This is a genomic window from Thioclava arctica, assembly GCF_040892615.1.
GTDB classification, from domain to species: Bacteria; Pseudomonadota; Alphaproteobacteria; order Rhodobacterales; family Rhodobacteraceae; genus Thioclava; species Thioclava arctica.
This window is the reverse complement of the sequence record NZ_JBFRYC010000006.1, coordinates 146802-167506: the sequence shown is the minus strand read 5'-3', so window position 1 is coordinate 167506 and position 20705 is coordinate 146802. Positions and strand designations below refer to the sequence as shown.

Annotated in this window: 19 protein-coding genes; 14 read left to right on the top strand and 5 right to left on the bottom strand. The window is 59.8% G+C overall.

The features are described 5' to 3' along the window. Positions 1–28: 28 nt before the first annotated feature. From AB4874_RS12000 to AB4874_RS11980, 5 genes are all read right to left on the bottom strand, one after another. The gene (locus AB4874_RS12000; RefSeq protein ID WP_295531268.1) at positions 29–1240 is read right to left on the bottom strand and encodes an NADP-dependent isocitrate dehydrogenase; all 1212 of its coding nucleotides are present in this window, start codon (positions 1238–1240) and stop codon (positions 29–31) included. Between the two features lie 96 nt (positions 1241–1336). Next, positions 1337–1930: an HD domain-containing protein gene (locus AB4874_RS11995; protein WP_295531265.1), complete on the bottom strand. Its 594-nt coding sequence runs from the start codon at positions 1928–1930 to the stop codon at positions 1337–1339. After that, positions 1927–2361, bottom strand: a complete 435-nt coding sequence (locus AB4874_RS11990) for a hypothetical protein (RefSeq protein ID WP_368392156.1) — start codon at positions 2359–2361, stop codon at positions 1927–1929. Before AB4874_RS11990 ends, AB4874_RS11995 begins: the two co-directional genes overlap by 4 nt. After that, the gene (locus tag AB4874_RS11985; protein ID WP_368392155.1) at positions 2358–2612 is read right to left on the bottom strand and encodes a hypothetical protein; all 255 of its coding nucleotides are present in this window, start codon (positions 2610–2612) and stop codon (positions 2358–2360) included. Before AB4874_RS11985 ends, AB4874_RS11990 begins: the two co-directional genes overlap by 4 nt. Beyond that, positions 2612–3289, bottom strand: a complete 678-nt coding sequence (locus tag AB4874_RS11980) for an alpha/beta hydrolase (protein WP_295531256.1) — start codon at positions 3287–3289, stop codon at positions 2612–2614. The genes AB4874_RS11985 and AB4874_RS11980 overlap by 1 nt, the downstream gene beginning before the upstream one ends. A gap of 230 nt (positions 3290–3519) precedes the next feature. Here AB4874_RS11980 and iscR point away from each other — a divergent pair, with 230 nt between their 5' ends. From iscR to AB4874_RS11910, 14 genes are all read left to right on the top strand, one after another. Next, positions 3520–3978, top strand: coding sequence for a Fe-S cluster assembly transcriptional regulator IscR (iscR, locus tag AB4874_RS11975; protein ID WP_295531255.1), 459 nt, complete (start codon positions 3520–3522; stop codon positions 3976–3978). Between the two features lie 128 nt (positions 3979–4106). Next, entirely contained in the window at positions 4107–5153 is a 1047-nt protein-coding gene (locus tag AB4874_RS11970) for a cysteine desulfurase family protein (protein ID WP_368392154.1), read from the top strand. Between the two features lie 19 nt (positions 5154–5172). Next, the gene (sufB, locus tag AB4874_RS11965; protein WP_295531249.1) at positions 5173–6693 is read left to right on the top strand and encodes a Fe-S cluster assembly protein SufB; all 1521 of its coding nucleotides are present in this window, start codon (positions 5173–5175) and stop codon (positions 6691–6693) included. A gap of 81 nt (positions 6694–6774) precedes the next feature. Further along, the gene (locus AB4874_RS11960) at positions 6775–7329 is read left to right on the top strand and encodes a hypothetical protein (RefSeq protein WP_368392153.1); all 555 of its coding nucleotides are present in this window, start codon (positions 6775–6777) and stop codon (positions 7327–7329) included. 46 nt (positions 7330–7375) lie between these two features. After that, complete coding sequence (locus AB4874_RS11955; RefSeq protein WP_295531243.1) at positions 7376–7690, top strand: heavy metal-binding domain-containing protein; 315 nt, start codon at positions 7376–7378, stop codon at positions 7688–7690. Positions 7691–7701: 11 nt separating this feature from the next. Beyond that, a complete protein-coding gene (gene sufC / locus AB4874_RS11950; protein WP_295531240.1) occupies positions 7702–8475 on the top strand; it encodes a Fe-S cluster assembly ATPase SufC in 774 nt (257 codons plus the stop codon). Beyond that, positions 8475–9752 (top strand): Fe-S cluster assembly protein SufD, encoded by a 1278-nt coding sequence (sufD, locus tag AB4874_RS11945; protein WP_368392152.1) that lies wholly within the window; start codon positions 8475–8477, stop codon positions 9750–9752. The genes sufC and sufD overlap by 1 nt, the downstream gene beginning before the upstream one ends. Then, a complete protein-coding gene (locus AB4874_RS11940; RefSeq protein WP_368392151.1) occupies positions 9733–10245 on the top strand; it encodes a Yip1 family protein in 513 nt (170 codons plus the stop codon). The genes sufD and AB4874_RS11940 overlap by 20 nt, the downstream gene beginning before the upstream one ends. Beyond that, positions 10245–10826 (top strand): YIP1 family protein, encoded by a 582-nt coding sequence (locus AB4874_RS11935; protein ID WP_295531231.1) that lies wholly within the window; start codon positions 10245–10247, stop codon positions 10824–10826. Before AB4874_RS11940 ends, AB4874_RS11935 begins: the two co-directional genes overlap by 1 nt. A gap of 9 nt (positions 10827–10835) precedes the next feature. Beyond that, positions 10836–12056 (top strand): cysteine desulfurase, encoded by a 1221-nt coding sequence (locus AB4874_RS11930; protein WP_368392150.1) that lies wholly within the window; start codon positions 10836–10838, stop codon positions 12054–12056. A 182-nt stretch (positions 12057–12238) separates the two neighbouring features. Continuing rightward, a complete protein-coding gene (locus AB4874_RS11925; RefSeq protein WP_368392149.1) occupies positions 12239–15613 on the top strand; it encodes a transglutaminase family protein in 3375 nt (1124 codons plus the stop codon). 22 nt (positions 15614–15635) lie between these two features. Beyond that, the gene (locus AB4874_RS11920) at positions 15636–18053 is read left to right on the top strand and encodes a circularly permuted type 2 ATP-grasp protein (RefSeq protein ID WP_368392148.1); all 2418 of its coding nucleotides are present in this window, start codon (positions 15636–15638) and stop codon (positions 18051–18053) included. Between the two features lie 4 nt (positions 18054–18057). Continuing rightward, positions 18058–18936 (top strand): transglutaminase family protein, encoded by an 879-nt coding sequence (locus tag AB4874_RS11915; RefSeq protein ID WP_368392147.1) that lies wholly within the window; start codon positions 18058–18060, stop codon positions 18934–18936. Positions 18937–19088: 152 nt separating this feature from the next. After that, a complete protein-coding gene (locus AB4874_RS11910; protein WP_368392146.1) occupies positions 19089–20687 on the top strand; it encodes an ABC transporter substrate-binding protein in 1599 nt (532 codons plus the stop codon). Positions 20688–20705: the final 18 nt, after the last annotated feature.

Genomic DNA, 20705 nt, shown 5'->3' with positions numbered 1-20705 from the left:
GCCCCCAAACTCATTTCTAAAACGTGGCTTATGCCAGCGCTTTGTTGAGATACTCGTCAACCTTTTCGAGATAGCCCATCGTGGTGAGCCATTTCTGATCGGGGCCAACCAGCAGCGCGAGATCCTTGGTCATGTGACCATCTTCAACCGTCTGCACGCAGACTTTTTCCAGCGTCTCGGCAAAGTTCAGCAGCGCTGCGTTATTGTCGAGTTTCGCGCGATGCTTGAGGCCACCGGTCCACGCAAAGATCGACGCGATCGAGTTGGTCGAGGTTTCCTTACCGGCCTGATGCTGGCGGTAGTGACGCGTCACGGTGCCATGCGCCGCTTCGGCCTCAACCGTCTGACCATCGGGCGTCATCAGCACCGAGGTCATCAGACCCAGCGAGCCAAAGCCCTGCGCCACGGTGTCGGATTGCACGTCGCCATCGTAGTTTTTGCACGCCCAGACATAGCCACCCGACCATTTCATCGCCGAGGCGACCATATCGTCGATCAGGCGGTGCTCATAGGTGATGCCAGCGGCTTTGAACTTGTCGGCGAATTCCTCGTCGAACACCTTCTGGAACAGGTCCTTAAAGCGACCGTCATAGGCCTTGAGGATGGTGTTTTTCGTGGACAGATAGACCGGCCAGCCTTTGACGAGACCGTAGTTCATCGAGGCGCGGGCGAAGTCGATGATCGATTCATCGAGGTTATACATCGCCATCGTCACACCGGCGGAGGGTGCGTCGAACACGTCCTTTTCGATCACGGTGCCGTCGTCGCCGACGAATTTGATCGTCAGCTTGCCCTTGCCGGGGAACAGGAAGTCGGTCGCGCGATACTGATCGCCAAAGGCGTGACGGCCAACCACGATCGGCTTGGTCCAACCCGGCACCAGACGCGGCACGTTTTTGCAGATGATCGGCTCGCGGAAGATCACACCGCCAAGGATGTTGCGGATCGTGCCGTTGGGGCTGCGGTACATGCGCTTGAGGCCGAACTCTTCGACGCGTGCTTCATCGGGGGTGATGGTGGCGCATTTCACGCCCACGCCGTATTTCTTGATCGCCTCGGCGGCATCCACGGTGATCTGGTCGTCGGTAGCGTCGCGGGATTCGATGCCAAGATCGTAATATTTCAGGTCGATATCGAGATAGGGCAGGATCAGTTTCTTCTTGATGAAGTCCCAGATAATGCGGGTCATCTCATCGCCGTCGAGTTCGACGACGGGGTTTTCTACCTTGATCTTGGTCATATTGCCCTCTTGGTTTGGGTGACTCGAGAATTGAGCGCGTCATAGCGTAATCCGAGGCGCTTGGCTAGTCGGTATGCGATTGTATACGGAGAGTCGTCAGCTGCGCGCGGCAAACCAAGGGGCGACCTTGGCCTTCACCCAAACCCAGACATCGGGCAGGCCATTGGCAATCTTGGTGCCGATGCGGGTTTCAAGCTGCTCATAGCTGACATCATAGTCGATCCAAGACCCGCCACCCGCTTGCAGGTTCAGCAAGACCGGCTGCGTGCGATCCAGCGATTTCGCATAGATCGCATCGGGAGTTTCATTGGCCTCGAACTCGGTCCAAAGCGCGTGAAGTTCATCGCCCAAATCACGGGGAAGAAGCCCAAAAATGCGTTCGGCGGCTTTCGCCTCTGCGGCCTGAATTTCGGCAGATCCATGCGCGGACCCGCCTTGCAGATGGATCGGCACATCGCCCACGTCAATCTCAACCAGATCGTGGATCAGAAGCATCTTGATCGCGCGGCTCATGTCGACCCCTGCGGGGGCCTGATCTGCCAAAATCAACGCATACAGCGCCAAGGTCCAGCTATGTTCGGCCGAGTTTTCCGGGCGCGAAGCATCGTGGATAGGCGTCGCGCGCGTGACGGATTTGAGCTTTTCGACCTCTGCCAAAAAGACCATCTGCTCTGCGAGCCGTTCGCTCATTTTTGCCTCCATAGCCTTGGAATTGCCAAAAGCACCGCCAGAAACGCAAGAAACGCGCCAATCCGCAAGGTCATCGCGCCATCGCCAAAGGCATTGCAGGCGATGCGCGGTGCGAGAAAGGCGTAAAAAGCCACGGTGCCAAGGATCGACATCACCACTACGCCCAAGCCGATCACCGGCGAGAGCGCGCGATTGGCCGACGCCAGAAAAAGCAGCATCCAGCTAACCCAAAGCGGGCCCACCAGAGTCAGCATATGGACAGGATGGCGCAGCAGATCGCCCATGCCCGCAAGCAAGACCATGCCTTTATCGCTGCCCTGAAGCCGGCTTTCGCAAATCAAATGCGAGGCGTGAAAACCCGTCGCGACAAGCAACGAAAGACCCAGCGCAAGCGCTGCGGCATAGACCCACCGCGCGCGTGTTGGCCTCACTTGGGCGCGTCCTCGGCGGGCGCGGGCTCTTTGGCCGAGCGCAACTCGCCCAATCGCTTCTCGAAATAGGCCCGTCCGCGCAGTTCCGCCAAACGCAGGCGACACGCCGTCATGAACGCTTCTTGCAAGGACGGGCTCGAGGTGCCGATATAATTACCGATATCAATATAGAACCGATCCTCGCCAAGCTCTTTTTGCGCCTCGATCACATCATGGGCAAGCTGTTCGGCGAGATCCTCGATCAGCGCCATTAACGCGTGCCCTCGGTCAAGCGACGACGCACATAGGTTTGAACGATGTCGATCATCGGCTTCATGTGCTCTTCCTCATTCTTGAAGAAGTGATCGGCCCCTTCCATCACCTCATGGGTGATGGTGATCCCTTTTTGCTCATGCAGTTTAGACACAAGCTGCTCGGTCTCTTTGGGTTGCGCGATGCGGTCATTCGAGCCGTTGATGATCAGACCCGAGGACGGGCAGGGCGCAAGGAAGGAATAGTCGTAATTGCCCGGACCGGGCGAAGAGGGCCCCGGAGGCGCGACCGAGATGAACCCGGTGATTTCAGGACGGCGCATCAACAGCTGCATGCCGATCCAGGCACCAAAGCTGTGCCCCGCGACCCAGCAATGTTTCGAATTGGGGTTCATCGTTTGCAGATAATCCAGCGCCGAAGCGGCATCGGACAATTCGCCAATGCCCTGATCATATTCGCCCTGACTGCGCCCCACGCCGCGGAAATTGAACCGCAAAACGGTGAAGCCCATTTTGTAGAACGCATAATGCAGGTTGTAGACGACGCGATTGTTCATCGTGCCGCCAAATTGCGGATCGGGATGCAGCACGATGGCGATCGGCGCATCGGGTGCGGGCTGCGGGTGATAGCGCCCTTCAAGGCGACCTTCGGGACCGGGGAAAATGACTTCGGGCATTGTCTCTCGTTTTCGTTCGTTCGCTGCCTTTTGGGCGCGCAGCGCAGGTGGCGCTTTTCTTGACGCACACGCGCGGCTACCCTAGGAGGAAGCCACCCCCGGCATTATGCTGGAGGATCGGGTAGGGTGGAGGTAATCGGCCCTCGCGCTTGCGTCAATGCTTTAGCGGGTTTTGTGTGTGCGCAGGGGCGATTTCGCCCCGGTTTGGGGCCGATAAGCAGGAGAGCGGCATGAAACTATCGACAAAAGGGCGCTACGCGATGGTCGCGCTGGTCGATCTTGCGCTGGCAGGCGTGGGGCAACGCACCTCGCTGGCCGCGCTGTCAGAGCGTCAGGATATCTCGCTGCCCTATCTCGAACAGCTTTTCGTGCGCTTGCGCCGTGCCGGATTGGTAACATCGGTGCGAGGCCCGGGCGGCGGTTACCGCCTTGCACGCGAGCCCGCCGAGATTCGCATCTCCGAGATATTCGAAGCGGTGGATGAAACCGTGTCAGCGATGCATGTGGGCGCGGGCGCCTCGGGCGGGATTTCAGGCTCGCGCGCGCAATCGCTGACCAACCGCCTTTGGGAAAGCCTGAGCGCGCAGGTCTTTGTGTTTTTGCACCAGACCTCGCTTGAAGATGTGGTCACAAACGGGCTTAAACCCTGCCCGGCAGTCACGCATCTGTTTCAGGTTGTGGACGAATAACACCCAAGGCTTATCTGGCAGGGCGAAGATGAGTATTTGGGGCTAGATGAAAGGCGCAAGCCGTTTGCTTTCATCTAGCGATAAATACTCCCGCCGGAGGCATCCGACCTCTCAACTCGCGAGGCGCTATGAAATCTGCAATCTATCTGGATTGGAACGCAACTACGCCTTTGCGCGCCGAGGCGCGCGCGGCGGTGATCGCGGCGATGGACGAGGTGGGCAACCCGTCCTCGGTGCATAGCGCGGGGCGTGCGGCCAAGGCGCTGCTCGAGCGCGCGCGCGCGCAGGTCGCCACAGCCCTGGGCGCCGAAGGGCAGGATGTGATCTTTACCTCGGGCGCGACAGAGGCAGCGGCGCTGGTGCTGGCGGGGCAGGGCTATCATTGCGCAGGTGTCGAACATGATGCGGTGCGCAGCTGGTGTGTTGAAGATCTGGCGGTGGATCGCGCGGGGCGCATTGCGATCAGCGATCCGGGGCATGCTTGCGTGCAGCTTGCCAATTCTGAGACCGGAGTGATTCAGGATCTGCCTGAGGGGCTGGCGGTTAGCGATCTGACCCAAGCCTTCGGCAAGATCCCGTTTGCGTTTAACTGGCTCGGACTGCGAGCGGGGATCGTGTCGGCCCATAAGCTGGGCGGCCCGAAAGGAATCGGGGCGCTGATCGTGAAACGGGGCACCGAGATTGCCGCGCAGTTGAAAGGCGGCGGGCAGGAAATGGGGCGGCGCGCAGGCACCGAGAACCTGATCGGCATCGCCGGATTTGGCGCGGCCGCCGAGGCCGCTTCGCGCGATCTTGAGCGTGGAATATGGCAAAACATTGAGAAACTTAGAAGCGTTCTAGAAAATGCCATTGCGGATCGGGCAAAAGATACTATTTTTGTCGGGAATGAATCGCGCAGGCTTTCGAACACCTCTTGCTTCATCACGCCCGGCTGGAAGGGCGAGACGCAGGTGATGCAGATGGATCTGGGCGGTTTCGCGGTTTCGGCGGGCTCGGCTTGCTCCAGCGGCAAGGTGCGCGCCAGCCACGCGTTGCTGGCGATGGGCTTTGACGCCGAGGCCGGGTCATGTGCGCTGCGGGTCTCGTTGGGGCCGGATACGCGCGAAGAAGATGTGCTGCGTTTCGCCGAGTATTGGCTGAAATGCGAAGGGAAACACCGCGCGCGGCGTGGCTGAGCGAACAGGAGAGCCGAGCATGGCAGAGGTTGATCAAGTCGAAGTTCGCGAGGGCGTGGACCGTGAGACGGTGGAAGCCGTTCAAAACATGGGCGCGTATAAATACGGCTGGAACACGGAAATCGAGATGGACTACGCGCCCAAGGGCGTGAACGAGGACATCGTGCGCTTGATTTCCGGCAAGAATGACGAACCGGACTGGATGACCGAATGGCGCCTTCAGGGTTTTGCGCGCTGGCAGGATATGAAAATGCCCGATTGGGCGCTGTTGAACGTCCCCGGCATCGACTTTCAGGACATCTATTACTACGCGCGCCCCAAAAGCATGGAGGTCAAACCGAAATCGCTTGATGAGGTCGATCCCAAGCTGCTGGCAACCTACGAAAAACTGGGCATTCCGCTGAAAGAGCAGTTGGTTCTGGCTGGCGTTGAGGGCGCAGAGGAATACGATCCCAATGAGCGCCAGGTCGCCGTGGATGCGGTGTTTGATTCTGTTTCCGTGGGCACGACCTTCAAGGCCAAGTTGGCCGAGGCGGGGGTAATCTTCTGCTCGATCTCCGAGGCAATCCAAGAGCATCCCGAGTTGGTGAAGAAATATCTCGGGACTGTCGTGCCTCAGGGCGACAATTATTTCGCAGCGCTGAATTCGGCTGTGTTCTCGGACGGCTCGTTTGTTTACGTGCCGCCGGGTGTGCGCTGCCCGATGGAACTGAGCACATATTTCCGCATCAATGCCGAAAACACCGGCCAGTTTGAACGCACGCTGATCATTGCCGATAAGGGCAGCTATGTGAGCTACCTTGAGGGCTGCACCGCGCCCAAACGCGACACCGCGCAGCTGCACGCCGCCGTGGTCGAAATCATCGTTGAGGAAGACGCGGAGGTGAAATACTCCACCGTGCAAAACTGGTATCCGGGCGATGAGAACGGCAAGGGCGGCATCTATAACTTCGTCACCAAACGCGCCGATTGTCGTGGGGACCGGGCGAAAGTGATGTGGACGCAGGTGGAAACCGGCTCGGCGATCACGTGGAAATACCCGTCCTGCATTTTGCGCGGCAATGAAAGCCAAGGCGAGTTCTACTCGATCGCGATCGCCAACAATTACCAGCAGGCCGATACCGGCACCAAGATGATCCATCTGGGGCGCGACACGCGCTCGCGCATCGTTTCCAAGGGGATCTCGGCTGGGCATGCGCAAAACACTTATCGCGGGCTGGTTTCTATGCACCCCAAGGCCAAGGAATCGCGCAACTACACGCAATGCGACAGTTTGCTGATCGGCGATCAATGTGGCGCGCACACGGTGCCTTATATTGAGGTCAAGAATAATTCGAGCCGGGTCGAGCACGAGGCCACCACCTCGAAGGTCGATGACGATCAACTGTTTTACTGCCGCGCGCGGGGCATGGACGAGGAAGAAGCCGTCGCGCTTGTCGTGAATGGTTTCTGCCGCGAAGTGCTGCAAGCGCTGCCGATGGAATTCGCGATGGAAGCGCAGGCGCTGGTCGCGATCTCTCTGGAGGGGAGCGTCGGGTGAGACAGGCGAAATTTCTCCCTGAGGTTGTCACCGATGCGCCCCAATTGGGGCGCAATCGGGCAGCAGTTTCGGACCTGTTGAATGACAGATCTGGGGTTGAAAATGTCCTTAGCCAGCACCAATTTTTCCGATCGCCTCTCGCGCATCGAATCGTCGCAAAAACGCCTCAAGGGCGGCGTCGTGCTGCATGTCGGGGACAACGAGATGCGCGTGCGCTCGGTCTCCGAGCTGCGCCGCGCGGTCGCGCAAGAGAAGACCACCACCGGGTTTCGGCCCTTCGCGTTTCTCGGCGCAACGGTTCTTGGGACGTTCGGGGTTGTGGCAGCGCTGGCGCTACGCGAACGCATTTTGACGCCGCAAATCGCAGCCTTGATCAACAATCATCCCCAACTTGCCGTCTTCGGGGCAGCTTTGCTGATCGCGATGATCGTGGGCTTTTTCCTGCGGCTGACATCGATCAAATTGCTTGCCTTTCAGATCGCTGGAATCCTTCTGACAATGGCCACGCTGCACAATCTCGCATTCTGGCAGCCTCAGATTGCGGCGCAGGTTTTCTCGCCCGATTGGGTGGCGCATCAGACCGCGACGCATGCCGCGCGCACGGTTATCTTCGGCCAGACGACCATCCCCTTCTGACTTTCGGGCGCGCGACCCGATTGGGTCGCCGCGCTGGAGGTCAGCTATGATCATCACCACAACCCCGACGGTCGAGGGACGCCCGATCACCTCTTATCACGGCATTGTCGTGGGCGAGGCGATCATGGGCGCCAATATCGTGCGTGATCTGTTCGCGCAGGTCACCGATATCGTTGGCGGGCGCTCGGGCGCCTATGAATCCAAATTGCAAGATGCGCGCGAAACCGCGCTGCGCGAGCTTGAAGAGCGCGCCCTGAAACTGGGCGCCAATGCCGTTGTCGGCGTGGACCTCGATTACGAGGTCGTCGGCCAATCCATGCTTATGGTGTCGGCCTCCGGCACCGCAGTCACCCTTTCCTGAAGGACCGAAATATGTTGGAAATCAAGAACCTGCACGTCAAACTTGAAGAAGAGGACAAGCAAATCCTTAAGGGCGTGAACCTGACACTCGAGGATGGCAAGGTCCATGCGATCATGGGGCCGAACGGCTCGGGTAAATCGACGCTGAGCTATGTTCTGTCGGGGCGCGATGGCTATGAGGTCACGCAAGGCGAGGCGCATCTAAACGGTCTGAACCTGCTGGAGGCCGAGCCCGAAGAACGCGCCGCTGCCGGTCTGTTCCTGGCCTTCCAATACCCGGTCGAAATTCCGGGCGTGGGCAATATGACCTTCCTGCGCACCGCGCTGAACTCGCAGCGCAAGGCGCGTGGCGAGCCCGAGATTTCGGCGGGCGATTTCCTCAAACTCGTGCGCGAAAAAGCGAAGTCGCTGAAAATCGACGCTGAGATGCTGAAGCGTCCGGTCAATGTCGGCTTTTCGGGCGGTGAGAAAAAACGCAACGAAATTCTGCAGATGGCGATCCTTGAGCCGAAAATGTGCATCCTGGATGAAACCGATTCGGGCCTTGATGTGGATGCAATGCGTCTGGTCTCGGACGGGGTGAACGCGCTGCGCGATGGCACGCGGTCGTTCCTAGTGATCACCCATTACCAGCGTTTGCTCGATCACATCAAACCCGATGTCGTGCATATCATGGCCGATGGTCGCATCATCGAAACGGGTGGGCCGGAACTGGCGCTTGAGGTCGAGAAAAACGGCTATGCCGCGCTGCTGGACAAGCACGGTATCGCGCAGGAGATGGCGTAATGTCGGCTGTCGAGAAAATGACCCCCGCCGAGGCGCGGCTGGCCCGTGTCACCTTGCCCGAAGGGATGGGCCCGGCGCGGCGCGCGGCGCTCGATCGACTGGTTGCGATGGGCCTGCCAGGTCGGCGTGATGAATATTGGCGCTGGACCAATCCGACCGATCTGATTGCGCCCGAGCCGGTGCCCGCCGCGCCTTTCGTCGATGACGAGCCCGCGCTGTTTGGCGATGTTGAGCGGCTCAAAATCGTGTTCCGCGATGGTGTGTTTGACGCCGAGGCGTCCGATGATCTGGCCCTCTCGGGCATCGAGATCTCGCGCCTTTCCGAGGCGCGTGATGTGAATTGGGCCAGCGGACTTTATGGCACGCTGGAAACCGCCGGCCAGACCCCGGTTGAGCGCCCCTTTGCCGCGCTCAACACCGCGTCGGCCGAAGATGGTGTGCTGATCCGTGTGACGGGTAAGGTCGAGACGCCCGTAAACCTGATTTATATCCATGAATCAGATAGTTCTGATGCGATCTTGCACCACGTTATCAAGCTGGAAGAGGGCGCCGAGATCACCGTTCTGGAAAACGGCCCGGCAGGCGCACGCGCCAATCTGGTGATGGAAGTGGATGTCGCCAAATCCGCGCGGTTTCACCATATCCGCGTTCAGGGCCGCGATCACGAACGCCGTATGCTGACCGGCATTTTCGCCCGCATCAATGAGGGCGCGCTGTTCAAAAGCTTCACGCTCAGTTCAAACGGGGCGCTCACGCGCAACGAATGCGTGCTCGATATCGTGGGAGATGATGCCAATGCCCATGTCGCAGGCGCGGCGTTGGGCGATGCAAAAACGCGCCCGTTTCATCATGACGACACGATCTTCATCACCCACGGCGCTGAGCGCGGCGAAAGCCGTCAGGTGTTCAAAAAAGTGCTGAAGAACGGCGCACAGGGCGTGTTCCAGGGCAAAATTCTGGTGAAACCCGGCGCGCAGAAAACCGATGGCTACCAGATCAGTCAGGCCTTGCTGCTGGATGAGGACAGCCAGTTCCTTGCCAAGCCCGAGCTGGAAATCTACGCCGACGACGTGCAATGCTCGCATGGCTCCACCACCGGGGCGATTGACGAGACGGCGCTGTTCTACCTGCGCTCGCGCGGCATTCCGACTGAGGAGGCGACGGCGCTGCTGGTGCTGTCTTTCCTCGCCGATGCGATTGAGGAGATCGAGCAAGAGCGTTTCCGCGATGAGATCGTGACCCGGCTGGAAGGCTGGCTTGCGCGGCATCGCAGCTGAGATGGCGGCCACCGACGATATCTGGCGCAGCTATCGCCGCCCGCGCGTGGTGATGCGCGAACATCTGGCGCGCGCGCGTTCTGAGCCGCGCGCGCTGGTGTTCTTGCTGCTCGCGCTGACGGTGATTTTCATCGGTCAATGGCCGCGCTTGTCACGCCTGTCCTACCAGATGCCAGATCAGCCGATGGTCGGGCTAATGATGGGCACGCTTCTGGCGCTTTTGGCCATGATCCCCGTGTTTTACGCCTTGGCCGCGCTTGGCCATCTCGGCGCGAAACTGATTGGCGGGCAGGGCAGCTGGTATGGTGCGCGCGTGGCGCTGTTCTGGGCGCTGCTGGCGGTGTCGCCGCTGATGCTGCTGCAAGGTCTGGTGGCGGGTTTTATCGGGGCCGGCCCGCAATTGGCGCTTGTTTCGGGGCTTGTGTTCATCGTCTTCGTGGTGTTCTGGATGGCGGGGCTGCGCGTGGCCGAGTTTGAAACGGAGACGTCGTAATGCCCGATCTCAAGGATTGGTTGATCCGCAGCTTCTCCGAGCCGCAAGCCGTCGCGCGCGAGTTGATGGCGCTGCGTCTGGATATGTCCACCCGGCTTTTGGCGATGGCGCTGGTTGTGGTCATGACGGTGATCTTGGGCACGCTGGCGCAGATGGTTTTCGTGCTCATTACCAAGATTGAACTCGGTGATTTGACGGCGCCCCTTGCCGTGATGGGGCTGCAGATTGCGTTGATTCTATATGGCGCTTTCGTGCTTAGCTTCGTCGGGCAACGCTTTGGCGGGCAGGGCAGCTTTGGTGACGCGCTGTTGCTGATCACCTGGATCGAGTTCGTGCTGATGGTCGGGCAGACGATTCAGGTCGTTTTGATGGTGTTCTTTCCGGTTTCGGCCACGATCATGTCGATCCTGCTGATCGGGTTGATGTTCTGGCTTTTTGTGCAATTCAGCATGGCGCTCCATGGCTTTACCAACCCGTTCGCGGTGGCGGTCGGGGTGCTTTTAACCTTTGTCGGCTCGGCGCTGGTGGCGGGGTTGATTCTGGTTTCGACAGGTTTGCTGCAAGTGCCCGCAACGCTGTGAGGAAAACAGATGTATGATATCGCGAAAATCCGCGCCGATTTCCCGATCCTGAGCCGCGAGATCAACGGCAAGCCTTTGGTTTACCTTGATAACGGGGCGTCCGCGCAAAAGCCGCGCGTGGTCGTGGATGCGATGAGTGATCTGTATCTCAACGACTATGCCAATGTGCACCGCGGGCTGCATACGCTGTCCAATATCTCGACCGAGAAATACGAAAGCACGCGGGCCATCGTGGCGCGTTTCTTGGGCGTAAAGAACGAGGATGAGATCGTCTTCACCACCGGCGCGACCGAGGGGATCAATCTGATTTCTTACGGCTGGGCCGCGCCAAATTTGCAGCCGGGCGATGAAATTTTGCTATCGGTGATGGAGCATCACGCCAATATCGTGCCGTGGCATTTCCTGCGCGAACGTCAGGGCGTGGTGCTGAAATGGGTGGAGCCAGAACCCGATGGTTCGCTGCCGCCCGAAAAAGTCCTCGAGGCGATCACGGATCGCACCAAGCTGATCGCAATTGCGCATATGTCCAATGTGTTAGGAACCAAAGTTGATGTTGCGAGCATCGCCAAATCTGCGCGCGAAAAAGGCATCGCGACGCTGGTGGATGGCTCGCAAGCGGCGGTGCATGGGCCCGTAGATGTCGATGCGATTGGCGCAGATTTCTACGTCATCACCGGGCATAAACTCTATGGGCCCTCGGGCTCGGGCGCGATTCATATCCGCTCTGAACGCATGGCGCAGATGCGGCCCTTCATGGGTGGCGGTGATATGATCGACACGGTCACGCGCGACAGCGTTACCTACAACACCCCGCCGATGAAGTTTGAGGCCGGAACCCCCGGCATCGTGCAGCAAATTGGCATGGGTGTGGCGCTGGAATATATGATGGGTGTCGGGATGGAGAACATCGCCGCGCATGAGCGCGATCTGCGCGACTATGCGCAGGTCAAGTTGGCGGGTCTGAACTGGCTTAGCCTGCAGGGCACGGCTGCGGACAAAGGCGCGATCTTCTCGTTCACGCTCAGCGGGCCGGCGCATCCCCATGATATCTCAACGATTCTCGATAAGCGCGGTGTAGCCGTGCGCGCAGGCCAGCATTGCGCCGGGCCACTGATGGATTGGCTCGGGGTGACGGCTACGGCGCGCGCCTCTTTTGGGATGTATAACACCCGAGACGAGGTCGACGCGCTGATCTCTGCGCTGGAGCTGTGCCACGATCTGCTGGGATAGCCCCAAAGGCGCATAAAAAGTGAGCGGGCAGGGCCTTGGCCTAAACCTGTTATCTAGGTGCGTATTTTTTGATCAATCGCCCGCGCCTTGGGCCCTTTCTGCGCGCTTTGTGCATTTTGCGAGTGTGAAGCGGGCCGGGCACACCTAGTCTTAGGGAGAACAATGAACGGGGCGCATCGATTATGGCGATTCATGCCAGCATTCACCATCTGACCCATTACACTTATGATCGGCCGGTCACTTTGGGCCCCCAACTCATCCGGCTGCGGCCTGCGCCCCATTCGCGCACGCGCGTGATCTCGCATTCGCTCAGGGTTTCGCCCGGCGGGCATTTCGTGAACCATCAGCAAGACCCCTATGGCAACTGGCTGGCGCGGTTCGTGTTTCCCGAGCCGGTGCGCGAGTTCAAGATCGAGGTCGATCTGACCGCCGATATGACCGTCTACAACCCGTTTGATTTCTTCGTCGAAGACAGCGCCGAGACGTGGCCGTTTGAGTATTCCGACGACCTGCGCGATGACCTGTCGATTTATCGCACCCCCGAACCCGAAGGCCCGTTGCTGGCGCAATTCGTGGGCGCGCTGAATTTTCAGGAAAACCGCACCGTTGATTTCCTGATCGCGCTGAATGCGCGGATTTCGCAGGTTGTGGGCTATACGATCCGAATGGAGGCAGGCGTGCAGACGCCCGATGAGACGCTTTCGAGCAAGATGGGGTCTTGTCGTGACAGCTCGTGGCTGTTGGTGCAGGTGCTGCGTCATCTGGGTTTTGCGGCGCGGTTTGTCTCGGGCTATCTCATTCAGCTCAAACCCGATCTTGAGGCGCTGGATGGCCCTTCGGGGACCGATCACGATTTCACCGATCTGCATGCGTGGTGTGAGGTGTTCTTGCCCGGTGCAGGCTGGATCGGTTTGGACCCGACTTCGGGTCTACTGACGGGGGAATCCCATATTCCACTGGCCGCGACCCCGCATTATCGCAATGCAGCGCCGATTTCGGGCGGGTTTGCCGCCCAGGGCACGCCAGAGGTGAATTTCGACTTCGACATGACCGTGACCCGCGTGGCCGAACATCCGCGCATCACCAAACCGTTTTCCGACGAGAGTTGGGAGCGGCTCAACGCGCTGGGGCGCAAGGTTGATGAAAGTCTGGCCGCGGGCGATGTACGCCTGACGATGGGCGGCGAGCCCACCTTTGTCTCCATTGATGATTTCGAAAGCGCTGAGTGGAACACCGACGCGGTTGGCCCGCAAAAACGTGCGTTGGCAGATACGCTAATCCGCAAACTGCGCGACCGTTTCGCGCCGGGCGGTTTCTTGCATTACGGGCAAGGCAAGTGGTACCCGGGCGAAAGCCTGCCGCGCTGGACGTTTTCGCTTTACTGGCGCCACGATGGCAAGCCGGTCTGGCGCGATGAATCGTTGATTGCCTATGAGGGCGATGACACGGGCGCAGGGCCGGAACAGGCGGGCACGCTGATGCGCGGTATCGCGCAGCGTCTGGGGCTGGAGCCGGAAAACGCCCAGCCCGCGTTTGAAGATCCCGCCGAATGGATGCTCAAAGAGGGCAACTTGCCCGACAATGTCACCCCCGAAGATAGTAAGCTGAAAAACCCCGAGGATCGCGCCCGGTTCGCGCGGGTTTTTGAGCGGGGTTTGGACAAGCCGACCGGATTTGTGCTGCCGATCCAACGCTGGCAATCCAAGGCGATGCCGGGCCATCGCTGGCGCTCGGAAAAGTGGAAAACCCGGCGTGGCAAACTGTATCTGGTGCCCGGCGACAGCCCGGCAGGTTTCCGTTTGCCCTTGGGCGCACTGCCGCATGTGCCGCCCAGCCAATACCCCTATCACTACGTCACCGATACTTCGCTGCCCAAGGATGATCTGCCCGATTTCCATGAACAGGTCGAACGCGCGGTGGCAGAGGGCTTGGTGGCCGCTGCCTCCAAAGAGCGCAGCCAACCTGTCTCCGAGGCGCAATCCTCTGACGCGGCGCAACAGATCGTCGAGCAGGAATTGGGCGCGATTGATGGCGTCGTACGCACCGCGATTTCAGTGGAACCGCGTGATGGGCGGCTCTGTGTCTTCATGCCTCCGACCGAGGATCTTGAGGACTATCTGGAGCTGATTGCCGCCGCCGAGGAAAGCGCCAGGGAAATGGGTCTGCCGATCCATATCGAGGGCTACGCACCGCCCTCGGACCCGCGTCTCAACGTGATCCGCGTCGCTCCCGATCCGGGCGTGATCGAGGTCAATATTCACCCCGCCCACAACTGGGAAGAATGCGTGGCCACCACCGAGGCGATCTATGAAGAGGCCCGCCAGTCCCGTCTGGGCGCCGATAAGTTCATGATCGACGGGCGGCACACGGGCACCGGCGGGGGCAACCATGTGGTCGTGGGCGGCGAAACCTTGCTTGACAGCCCGTTTCTACGCCGCCCCGATCTGCTCAAATCGCTAATCCTGACATGGCAGCGCCACCCCTGCCTGAGCTACCTGTTTTCGGGTCTGTTCATCGGCCCGACCTCACAGGCCCCGCGTATCGACGAGGCGCGCCACGACACGCTGTATGAGCTGGAAATCGCGCTGAGCCAGATCAATCCGCCAACCGAGGGCGCAGTGCCCCCGGCCTGGCTGGTGGATCGGCTGCTGCGCAATATGCTGACCGATGTGACGGGCAACACCCACCGCGCCGAGATCTGCATCGACAAGTTGTTCTCGCCTGACGGACCGACCGGCCGTTTGGGTCTGGTCGAGTTCCGCGGCTTTGAGATGCCGCCAGATCCGCGCATGTCCTTGGCCCAACAATTGCTGCTGCGCGCCATCATCGCGCGCTGCTGGAATGCGCCGATCTCGGGCAAGCCGGTGCGTTGGGGGACGGTGCTGCATGACCGTTTCATGCTACCCCATTTCCTGTGGGAAGACCTGCGCGATCTACTGTCGGATCTGCGCGATCATGGCTTTGACCTTGATCCGCAATGGTTTGAGGCGCAGGCCGAGTTCCGCTTTCCGTTCTGTGGTCAGATCGAGGCCGAGGGCGTGCATCTCGAAATCCGCCAAGCGCTGGAGCCATGGCATGTGCTGGGCGAAACCGGAGCGATTGGCGGCACGGTGCGCTATACCGACAGCTCGGTCGAACGGCTTCAGGTCACGATGACCTCGCTGCATCAAGATCGCTACAAGATCATGTGCAACAAACGCCCGGTGCCGCTGGCCAAGACCGCGACCTCCGGAAAATTGGTGGGCGGTGTGCGCTACAAGGCGTGGCAACCCGCCGAGGCGCTGCACCCGACGCTGCCGGTCAATGCGCCCCTGACCTTTGATATCTATGATGACTGGACGGGCAGGGCGATTGCAGGCTGTGTCTATCACGTCGCCCATCCCGGCGGGCGCAGCTATGACACTTTCCCGATCAATGGCAACGAGGCCGAGGCGCGCCGTCTTGCGCGGTTCGAACCCCATGGCTACAGCCCCGGTGATTACCGACCCGCGCCGGAACAAACGCATCCGGAGTTTCCCCATACGCTTGACCTGCGCCGCCCCATCGGGCTGAGTTGATGCGGTAAATCTCGGAGACCCGATGGAGCAACCCAACAGTCAGATCGAACGCCACCCGCTTTTGGCGCGCTATCGGCCTGCGCCGGGCGTGTCGGATGAATTGTTTGACACGCACGGTCGTATGCGCCCGGTCTGGCGCCCCTTTGTGGAAAAATTCCTTGAACTGCCGCCCGCGGAAATCGCGCAGCGTTTTGAGCGGGGTGATCAATATCTGCGCGATGCGGGGGTCTATTACCGGCGTTACTCCAACGATCCCTTGACCGAACGCGAATGGCCGCTCAGCCATATTCCGGTGATTTTGCACGAAACAGAATGGGGCCGGATTTGCGACGGGCTGGCGCAGCGCGCCGATCTTCTTGAGGCGGTGATGGCCGATCTCTATGGCCCCGGTCGGCTGGTCAGCGACGGGCATCTGCCGCCCGAACTGATCGCGGGCAATCAGCATTGGTTGCGCCCGATGGTCGGCGTGCCTCCGCGTGGCGGGCATTACCTGCATTTCTTGGCGTTTGAGATCGGGCGCTCGCCGGACGGGTCGTGGTTCGTGCTCGGTGATCGCGCGCAGGCCCCCTCGGGGTCGGGGTTTGCTCTGGAAAACCGGATGGCGACGGGGCGGATCTTTCCCGAAAGCTTCCCGCGTGACCACATCCACAAATTGGCGGCGTTTTTCGGAGATTTTCGCAGCGCTTTGGAGGATCTGGCCTCGCAGGGGCATGAGGGCGCGCGCCGTGCCGCCATCCTGACGCCGGGTCCGGCCAATGACAGCTATTACGAGCATACCTATATCGCGCGCTATCTTGGTCTGCCGCTGCTTGAGGGCGAGGATCTGCTGGTCGAAAACGGCCAAGCGATGGTGCGCACGATTGAGGGGCCAAAACCGCTTGGGGCGCTGTGGCGGCGCATGGATGCGGGCTTTGCCGATCCGCTAGAGTTCCGTCCCGAAAGCCAGATCGGCACACCCGGCCTGATGGAGGCGGTGCGGCTGGGCAATCTGGCGATGGCCAATGCGCTTGGTGCGGGTGTGCTGGAAACGCGCGCTTTGATGGCGTTCTTGCCCAAAATATCGCGCGTTTTACGGGGCCAGCCGCTTGCGATGAGCAATATCGCGACGTGGTGGTGTGGCAGCTCAACGGAGCGCGAACATGTGCGCAAAAATGCGGCCAATATGATGATTGGCCCCGCTATGGCGGTGGATCTGCCCTTTGATCTGGATGCCACAACCGCACTGGGGGGAACCTTTCGCGGCACGGCACAAGACTCAATTGCGCAATGGCTTGAGGCAGAGGGTTCTAATCTGGTGGGGCAAGAGGCGGTCACGCTCTCGACCACGCCAGCTTGGCGCAACACGCCCGATGGCGGCGCGCTGCGGCCCTGTCCGATGACGGTTCGGGTGTTTGCCGCGCGCACCGCGCATGGCTGGCGCTTCATGAAGGGCGGCTATGCGCGCATCGGCCCCGAAGGCGACACCACCGCGCTGTCGATGCAGCGCGGCGGGGCGGTGGCCGATGTCTGGATCGTCGCAGATCGCCCGGTGCCGCCCATCACTTTGGCGCCCCCCGCCGGAACCGAGTTTCGGCGGGAAACGCAAGGCACTTTGCCTGCGCGCGCAGCGGATAACCTGTTTTGGCTTGGACGTTATATCGAGCGCTGCGAAGATGCGATCCGTCTGATCCGCGCCTATCATCTGCGCCTTGCGGCGACGGGCAGCGCCGCCGATCCGCGCCTTGTACGTATGGGCGAGTTTCTGGATGCCGTGGGCATTGATGTCAGCGATCCGGTGCCCGAGGCGCTGATTGCGCGGCTGGATGCGGCGCGGGCGTGTGCGTCGAAATTGCGCGACCGGTTTTCCACCGATGGCTGGCTTGCGCTGCAAGATCTGGCCAAGACCGCGCGCCAGATGACGCAAACCTCGCGCCCTGGCGATGATACCGCGCGCGCGATGGGGGTGTTGTTGCGCAAGATCACCGGGTTTACCGGCTTGGTGCATGAAAATATGTATCGCTTTGCGGGCTGGCGGTTTCTGTCCATCGGGCGGGCGTTGGAACGCGCAGATGCCATGGCGGCTTTGCTGATACAATTCACCGATGCGGATGCGCCCGAAGGTTCGCTCGATCTTGCCGTTGAGGTGGGCGATAGCGTGATCACCCATCAACGCCGCTACCGGGTGCGCACCAATCGCGATACTGTGGTGGACCTGCTGGTGCTTGATGCCGATAATCCGCGCGCAATCATGTTCATGATCAATGACTTGAAGGTCATACTTGAAGCGCTCCCCAAGGCGCAGGTCGATGGTCGGCCGGGGCCGATCTTGCGCGCGCTTTTGCCGTTGCGTACGGAATTGTCGGTTGCCGAGCCCAAGATGATCACGCCGCAATACCTGAGAAAATTGCGCAGCCAGCTGTATCAGGTCTCTGATCTGATATCTGACAGTTATTTAAGGTAGTCCAATGCGTTATGAGCTGAAGCTAAAGCTGAAATACGCCTATGACGCGCCCTCTGATCACGCGCGCAACATGTTGCGTTTGCTGCCGGGCGATATCGAAGGCGTGCAATTGGTGCGCGCGCGGCTGTTGCAGTTTGATCCGGTCCCGTCTGAACGTCATGACAGCTGCGACTTTTTCGGCAATGTCGTGACCTCGGTGGCGTGGCATCTGCCCTTGGCGGAAATCGAGGTCACGCTGGAGGCGAAGGTCGATCGTTTGGCGGCATCCTCGGCGTTTGATCTGTCGTGCTCGTTGGGGGAGTTGCGTGAAGAACTGGCCCAGCAACGCGATTTGGGGCCGATGAGCCCGCATCATTTTATGGGGGCCTCGCACCGCGCTGCGCCCGATCCTGACATGACCGCCTTTGCGCGCTCGCTGATTTCGCCCGGCATGACCGCCTATCAGGCGATTGAGGCGATTGGGCGCGCGCTGTTTGAAGAGATGCGTTTTGACGCCAAGGCCACCGATGTGGATACCCCCGCCGCCGAGGCTTTTGCCAATCGCCATGGCGTGTGTCAGGATTTCACCCATATCATGATTTCTTGTTTGCGCGGGATCGGCGTGCCTGCGGGCTATGTGTCCGGGTTTTTGCGTACCTATCCGCCCCCCGGGCAACCGCGTCTTGAGGGGGCGGATGCAATGCATGCCTGGGTGCGCGCCTGGGCGGGGGTCGATATGGGTTGGGTGGAGTTCGATCCGACCAACAATCAGACCGCAGGCGAGGATTATATTACCGTTGGCTATGGGCGCGATTACGATGATGTGCCGCCCTTGCGCGGGGCAATGCGCGGGGCAGGTGGGCAGCAAAGCGCGCAGGCGGTAGATGTCCTTGCTTTAAGCTGAACATTTCAACGCCTCGTGATGGGCGACGTTGCGGCATTTGTTGACCAAGCAATCAAATGACGTTTTACTCCCTCACCAGTTCGTGTCGGGATTTGACCTCATAAGATGGCGAGTCGGCACAGCCGAAGACTAACCAACAGGAAGGATAAATAATGACCATTCGTTCAATGCTTCTGGCATGTTCCGCCGCTGTCATGTTGACGGCGGGTGCAGCCGGGGCCAAGACGCTTGTCTATTGCTCAGAGGCTTCGCCCGAGGGGTTTGATCCCGCGCCTTATACCGCTGGCACGACCTTTGATGCGTCGTCGCACCCGGTCTATGACCAACTGGTCGAGTTCAAACCCGGCACCACCGAAATCGAACCGGGCCTGGCCGAGAAATGGGATGTGTCCGCAGACGGGCTGACCTACACCTTCCACCTGCGTCCGGGCGTGAAATTCCACTCGGTCGACGGCTTTACCCCGACGCGCGATTTTAACGCAGATGACGTGATCTTCTCGTTTGATCGTCAAGCGGACCCGAAAAACGCCTATTATCAATATGCGCCCGGCATCTCGTATGAATATTACAACGCGATGGACATGCCCAAGATCGTGAAATCGGTCGAGAAGGTCGATGATCTGACGGTCAAGTTCACCCTGACCGAGCCTAACGCGCCGTTCTTGGCAGATATGGCGATGGATTTCGCCTCGATCCTGTCCAAGGAATATGCCGACAAGCTGGCAAGCGAAGATCGCAAGGCCGACATCAACAACGTGCCCGTCGGCACTGGGCCGTTTGAATTCGTCGCCTATCAGAAAGACGCTGTGATCCGCTACAAGGCGAATCCGGACTATTTCAAAGGCAAGACCCCGGTGGATGATCTGATCTTTGCGATCACCCCCGATCCGGCTGTGCGCATGCAAAAATTGCAAGCGGGCGAATGCCAGATCATGCCCTATCCGGCACCGGCAGATATTGCCGCACTCAAAGCCGACCAGAACCTGACCGTGGAAGAGCAGCCCGGTCTGAACGTCGCCTATCTTGCCTATAACACCAAGCAAGCGCCGTTCGACAATGTGAACGTGCGTAAAGCGCTGAACATGGCGATCAACAAGCAAGCGATCATCGAAGCGGTGTTCCAAGGTGCCGGTCAAGTCGCCAAGAACCCGATCCCGCCGACCATGTGGTCCTATAACAAGGACATCAAGGACGACGCCTATGATCCTGCAGAAGCTAAGAAAATGCTTGATGCAGCAGGGGTGAAAGACCTGACGATGAACATCTGGGCGATGCCCGTGCAGCGGCCCTACATGCCCAATGCGCGCCGCACCGCCGAGTTGATGCAATCCGATCTCGCCAAGGTCGGCGTGACGGCCAATATCGTGTCCTATGAATGGGGTGAATACCTCAAGAAATCCAAAGATCCGGCCCGCGACGGGGCGGTGATCTTGGGCTGGACGGGTGACAATGGCGATCCCGACAACTTCTTGGGCGTGCTGCTGAGCTGTGCGGGTGCGGAAAGCGGTGCCAACCGTGCCTTCTGGTGTGACAAGGATTTCGAAAACCTGATCACCAAGGCCAAGCAAAGCTCGGATATGGCAGAGCGCACCAAGCTGTATGAGCAGGCGCAGGTCGTGTTCAAAGAGCAAGCACCGTGGGACACGCTGGCCCATTCGACGGTGTTCATGCCGATGTCGAAAAAAGTGACCGGATATGTGATGAGCCCGCTGGGTGGTCATGACTTCTACGGGGTGGACATTCAGGAATAATCCTGAGCCACTGACATA

Excerpts from the sequence above, each read along its gene's own strand:
- AB4874_RS11995 (WP_295531265.1), bottom strand. The coding sequence starts at position 1,930 with ATGAGCGAACGGCTCGCAGAGCAGATGGTCTTTTTGGCAGAGGTCGAA.
- AB4874_RS11920 (WP_368392148.1), top strand. The coding sequence starts at position 15,636 with ATGGAGCAACCCAACAGTCAGATCGAACGCCACCCGCTTTTGGCGCGC.
- AB4874_RS11960 (WP_368392153.1), top strand. The coding sequence starts at position 6,775 with ATGACAGATCTGGGGTTGAAAATGTCCTTAGCCAGCACCAATTTTTCC.
- AB4874_RS11935 (WP_295531231.1), top strand. The coding sequence starts at position 10,245 with ATGCCCGATCTCAAGGATTGGTTGATCCGCAGCTTCTCCGAGCCGCAA.
- sufB (WP_295531249.1), top strand. The coding sequence starts at position 5,173 with ATGGCAGAGGTTGATCAAGTCGAAGTTCGCGAGGGCGTGGACCGTGAG.
- AB4874_RS11910 (WP_368392146.1), top strand. The coding sequence starts at position 19,089 with ATGACCATTCGTTCAATGCTTCTGGCATGTTCCGCCGCTGTCATGTTG.
- iscR (WP_295531255.1), top strand. The coding sequence starts at position 3,520 with ATGAAACTATCGACAAAAGGGCGCTACGCGATGGTCGCGCTGGTCGAT.
- AB4874_RS11985 (WP_368392155.1), bottom strand. The coding sequence starts at position 2,612 with ATGGCGCTGATCGAGGATCTCGCCGAACAGCTTGCCCATGATGTGATC.
- AB4874_RS12000 (WP_295531268.1), bottom strand. The coding sequence starts at position 1,240 with ATGACCAAGATCAAGGTAGAAAACCCCGTCGTCGAACTCGACGGCGAT.
- AB4874_RS11915 (WP_368392147.1), top strand. The coding sequence starts at position 18,058 with ATGCGTTATGAGCTGAAGCTAAAGCTGAAATACGCCTATGACGCGCCC.
- AB4874_RS11980 (WP_295531256.1), bottom strand. The coding sequence starts at position 3,289 with ATGCCCGAAGTCATTTTCCCCGGTCCCGAAGGTCGCCTTGAAGGGCGC.
- AB4874_RS11970 (WP_368392154.1), top strand. The coding sequence starts at position 4,107 with ATGAAATCTGCAATCTATCTGGATTGGAACGCAACTACGCCTTTGCGC.
- AB4874_RS11955 (WP_295531243.1), top strand. The coding sequence starts at position 7,376 with ATGATCATCACCACAACCCCGACGGTCGAGGGACGCCCGATCACCTCT.
- sufC (WP_295531240.1), top strand. The coding sequence starts at position 7,702 with ATGTTGGAAATCAAGAACCTGCACGTCAAACTTGAAGAAGAGGACAAG.
- AB4874_RS11930 (WP_368392150.1), top strand. The coding sequence starts at position 10,836 with ATGTATGATATCGCGAAAATCCGCGCCGATTTCCCGATCCTGAGCCGC.
- AB4874_RS11925 (WP_368392149.1), top strand. The coding sequence starts at position 12,239 with ATGGCGATTCATGCCAGCATTCACCATCTGACCCATTACACTTATGAT.
- sufD (WP_368392152.1), top strand. The coding sequence starts at position 8,475 with ATGTCGGCTGTCGAGAAAATGACCCCCGCCGAGGCGCGGCTGGCCCGT.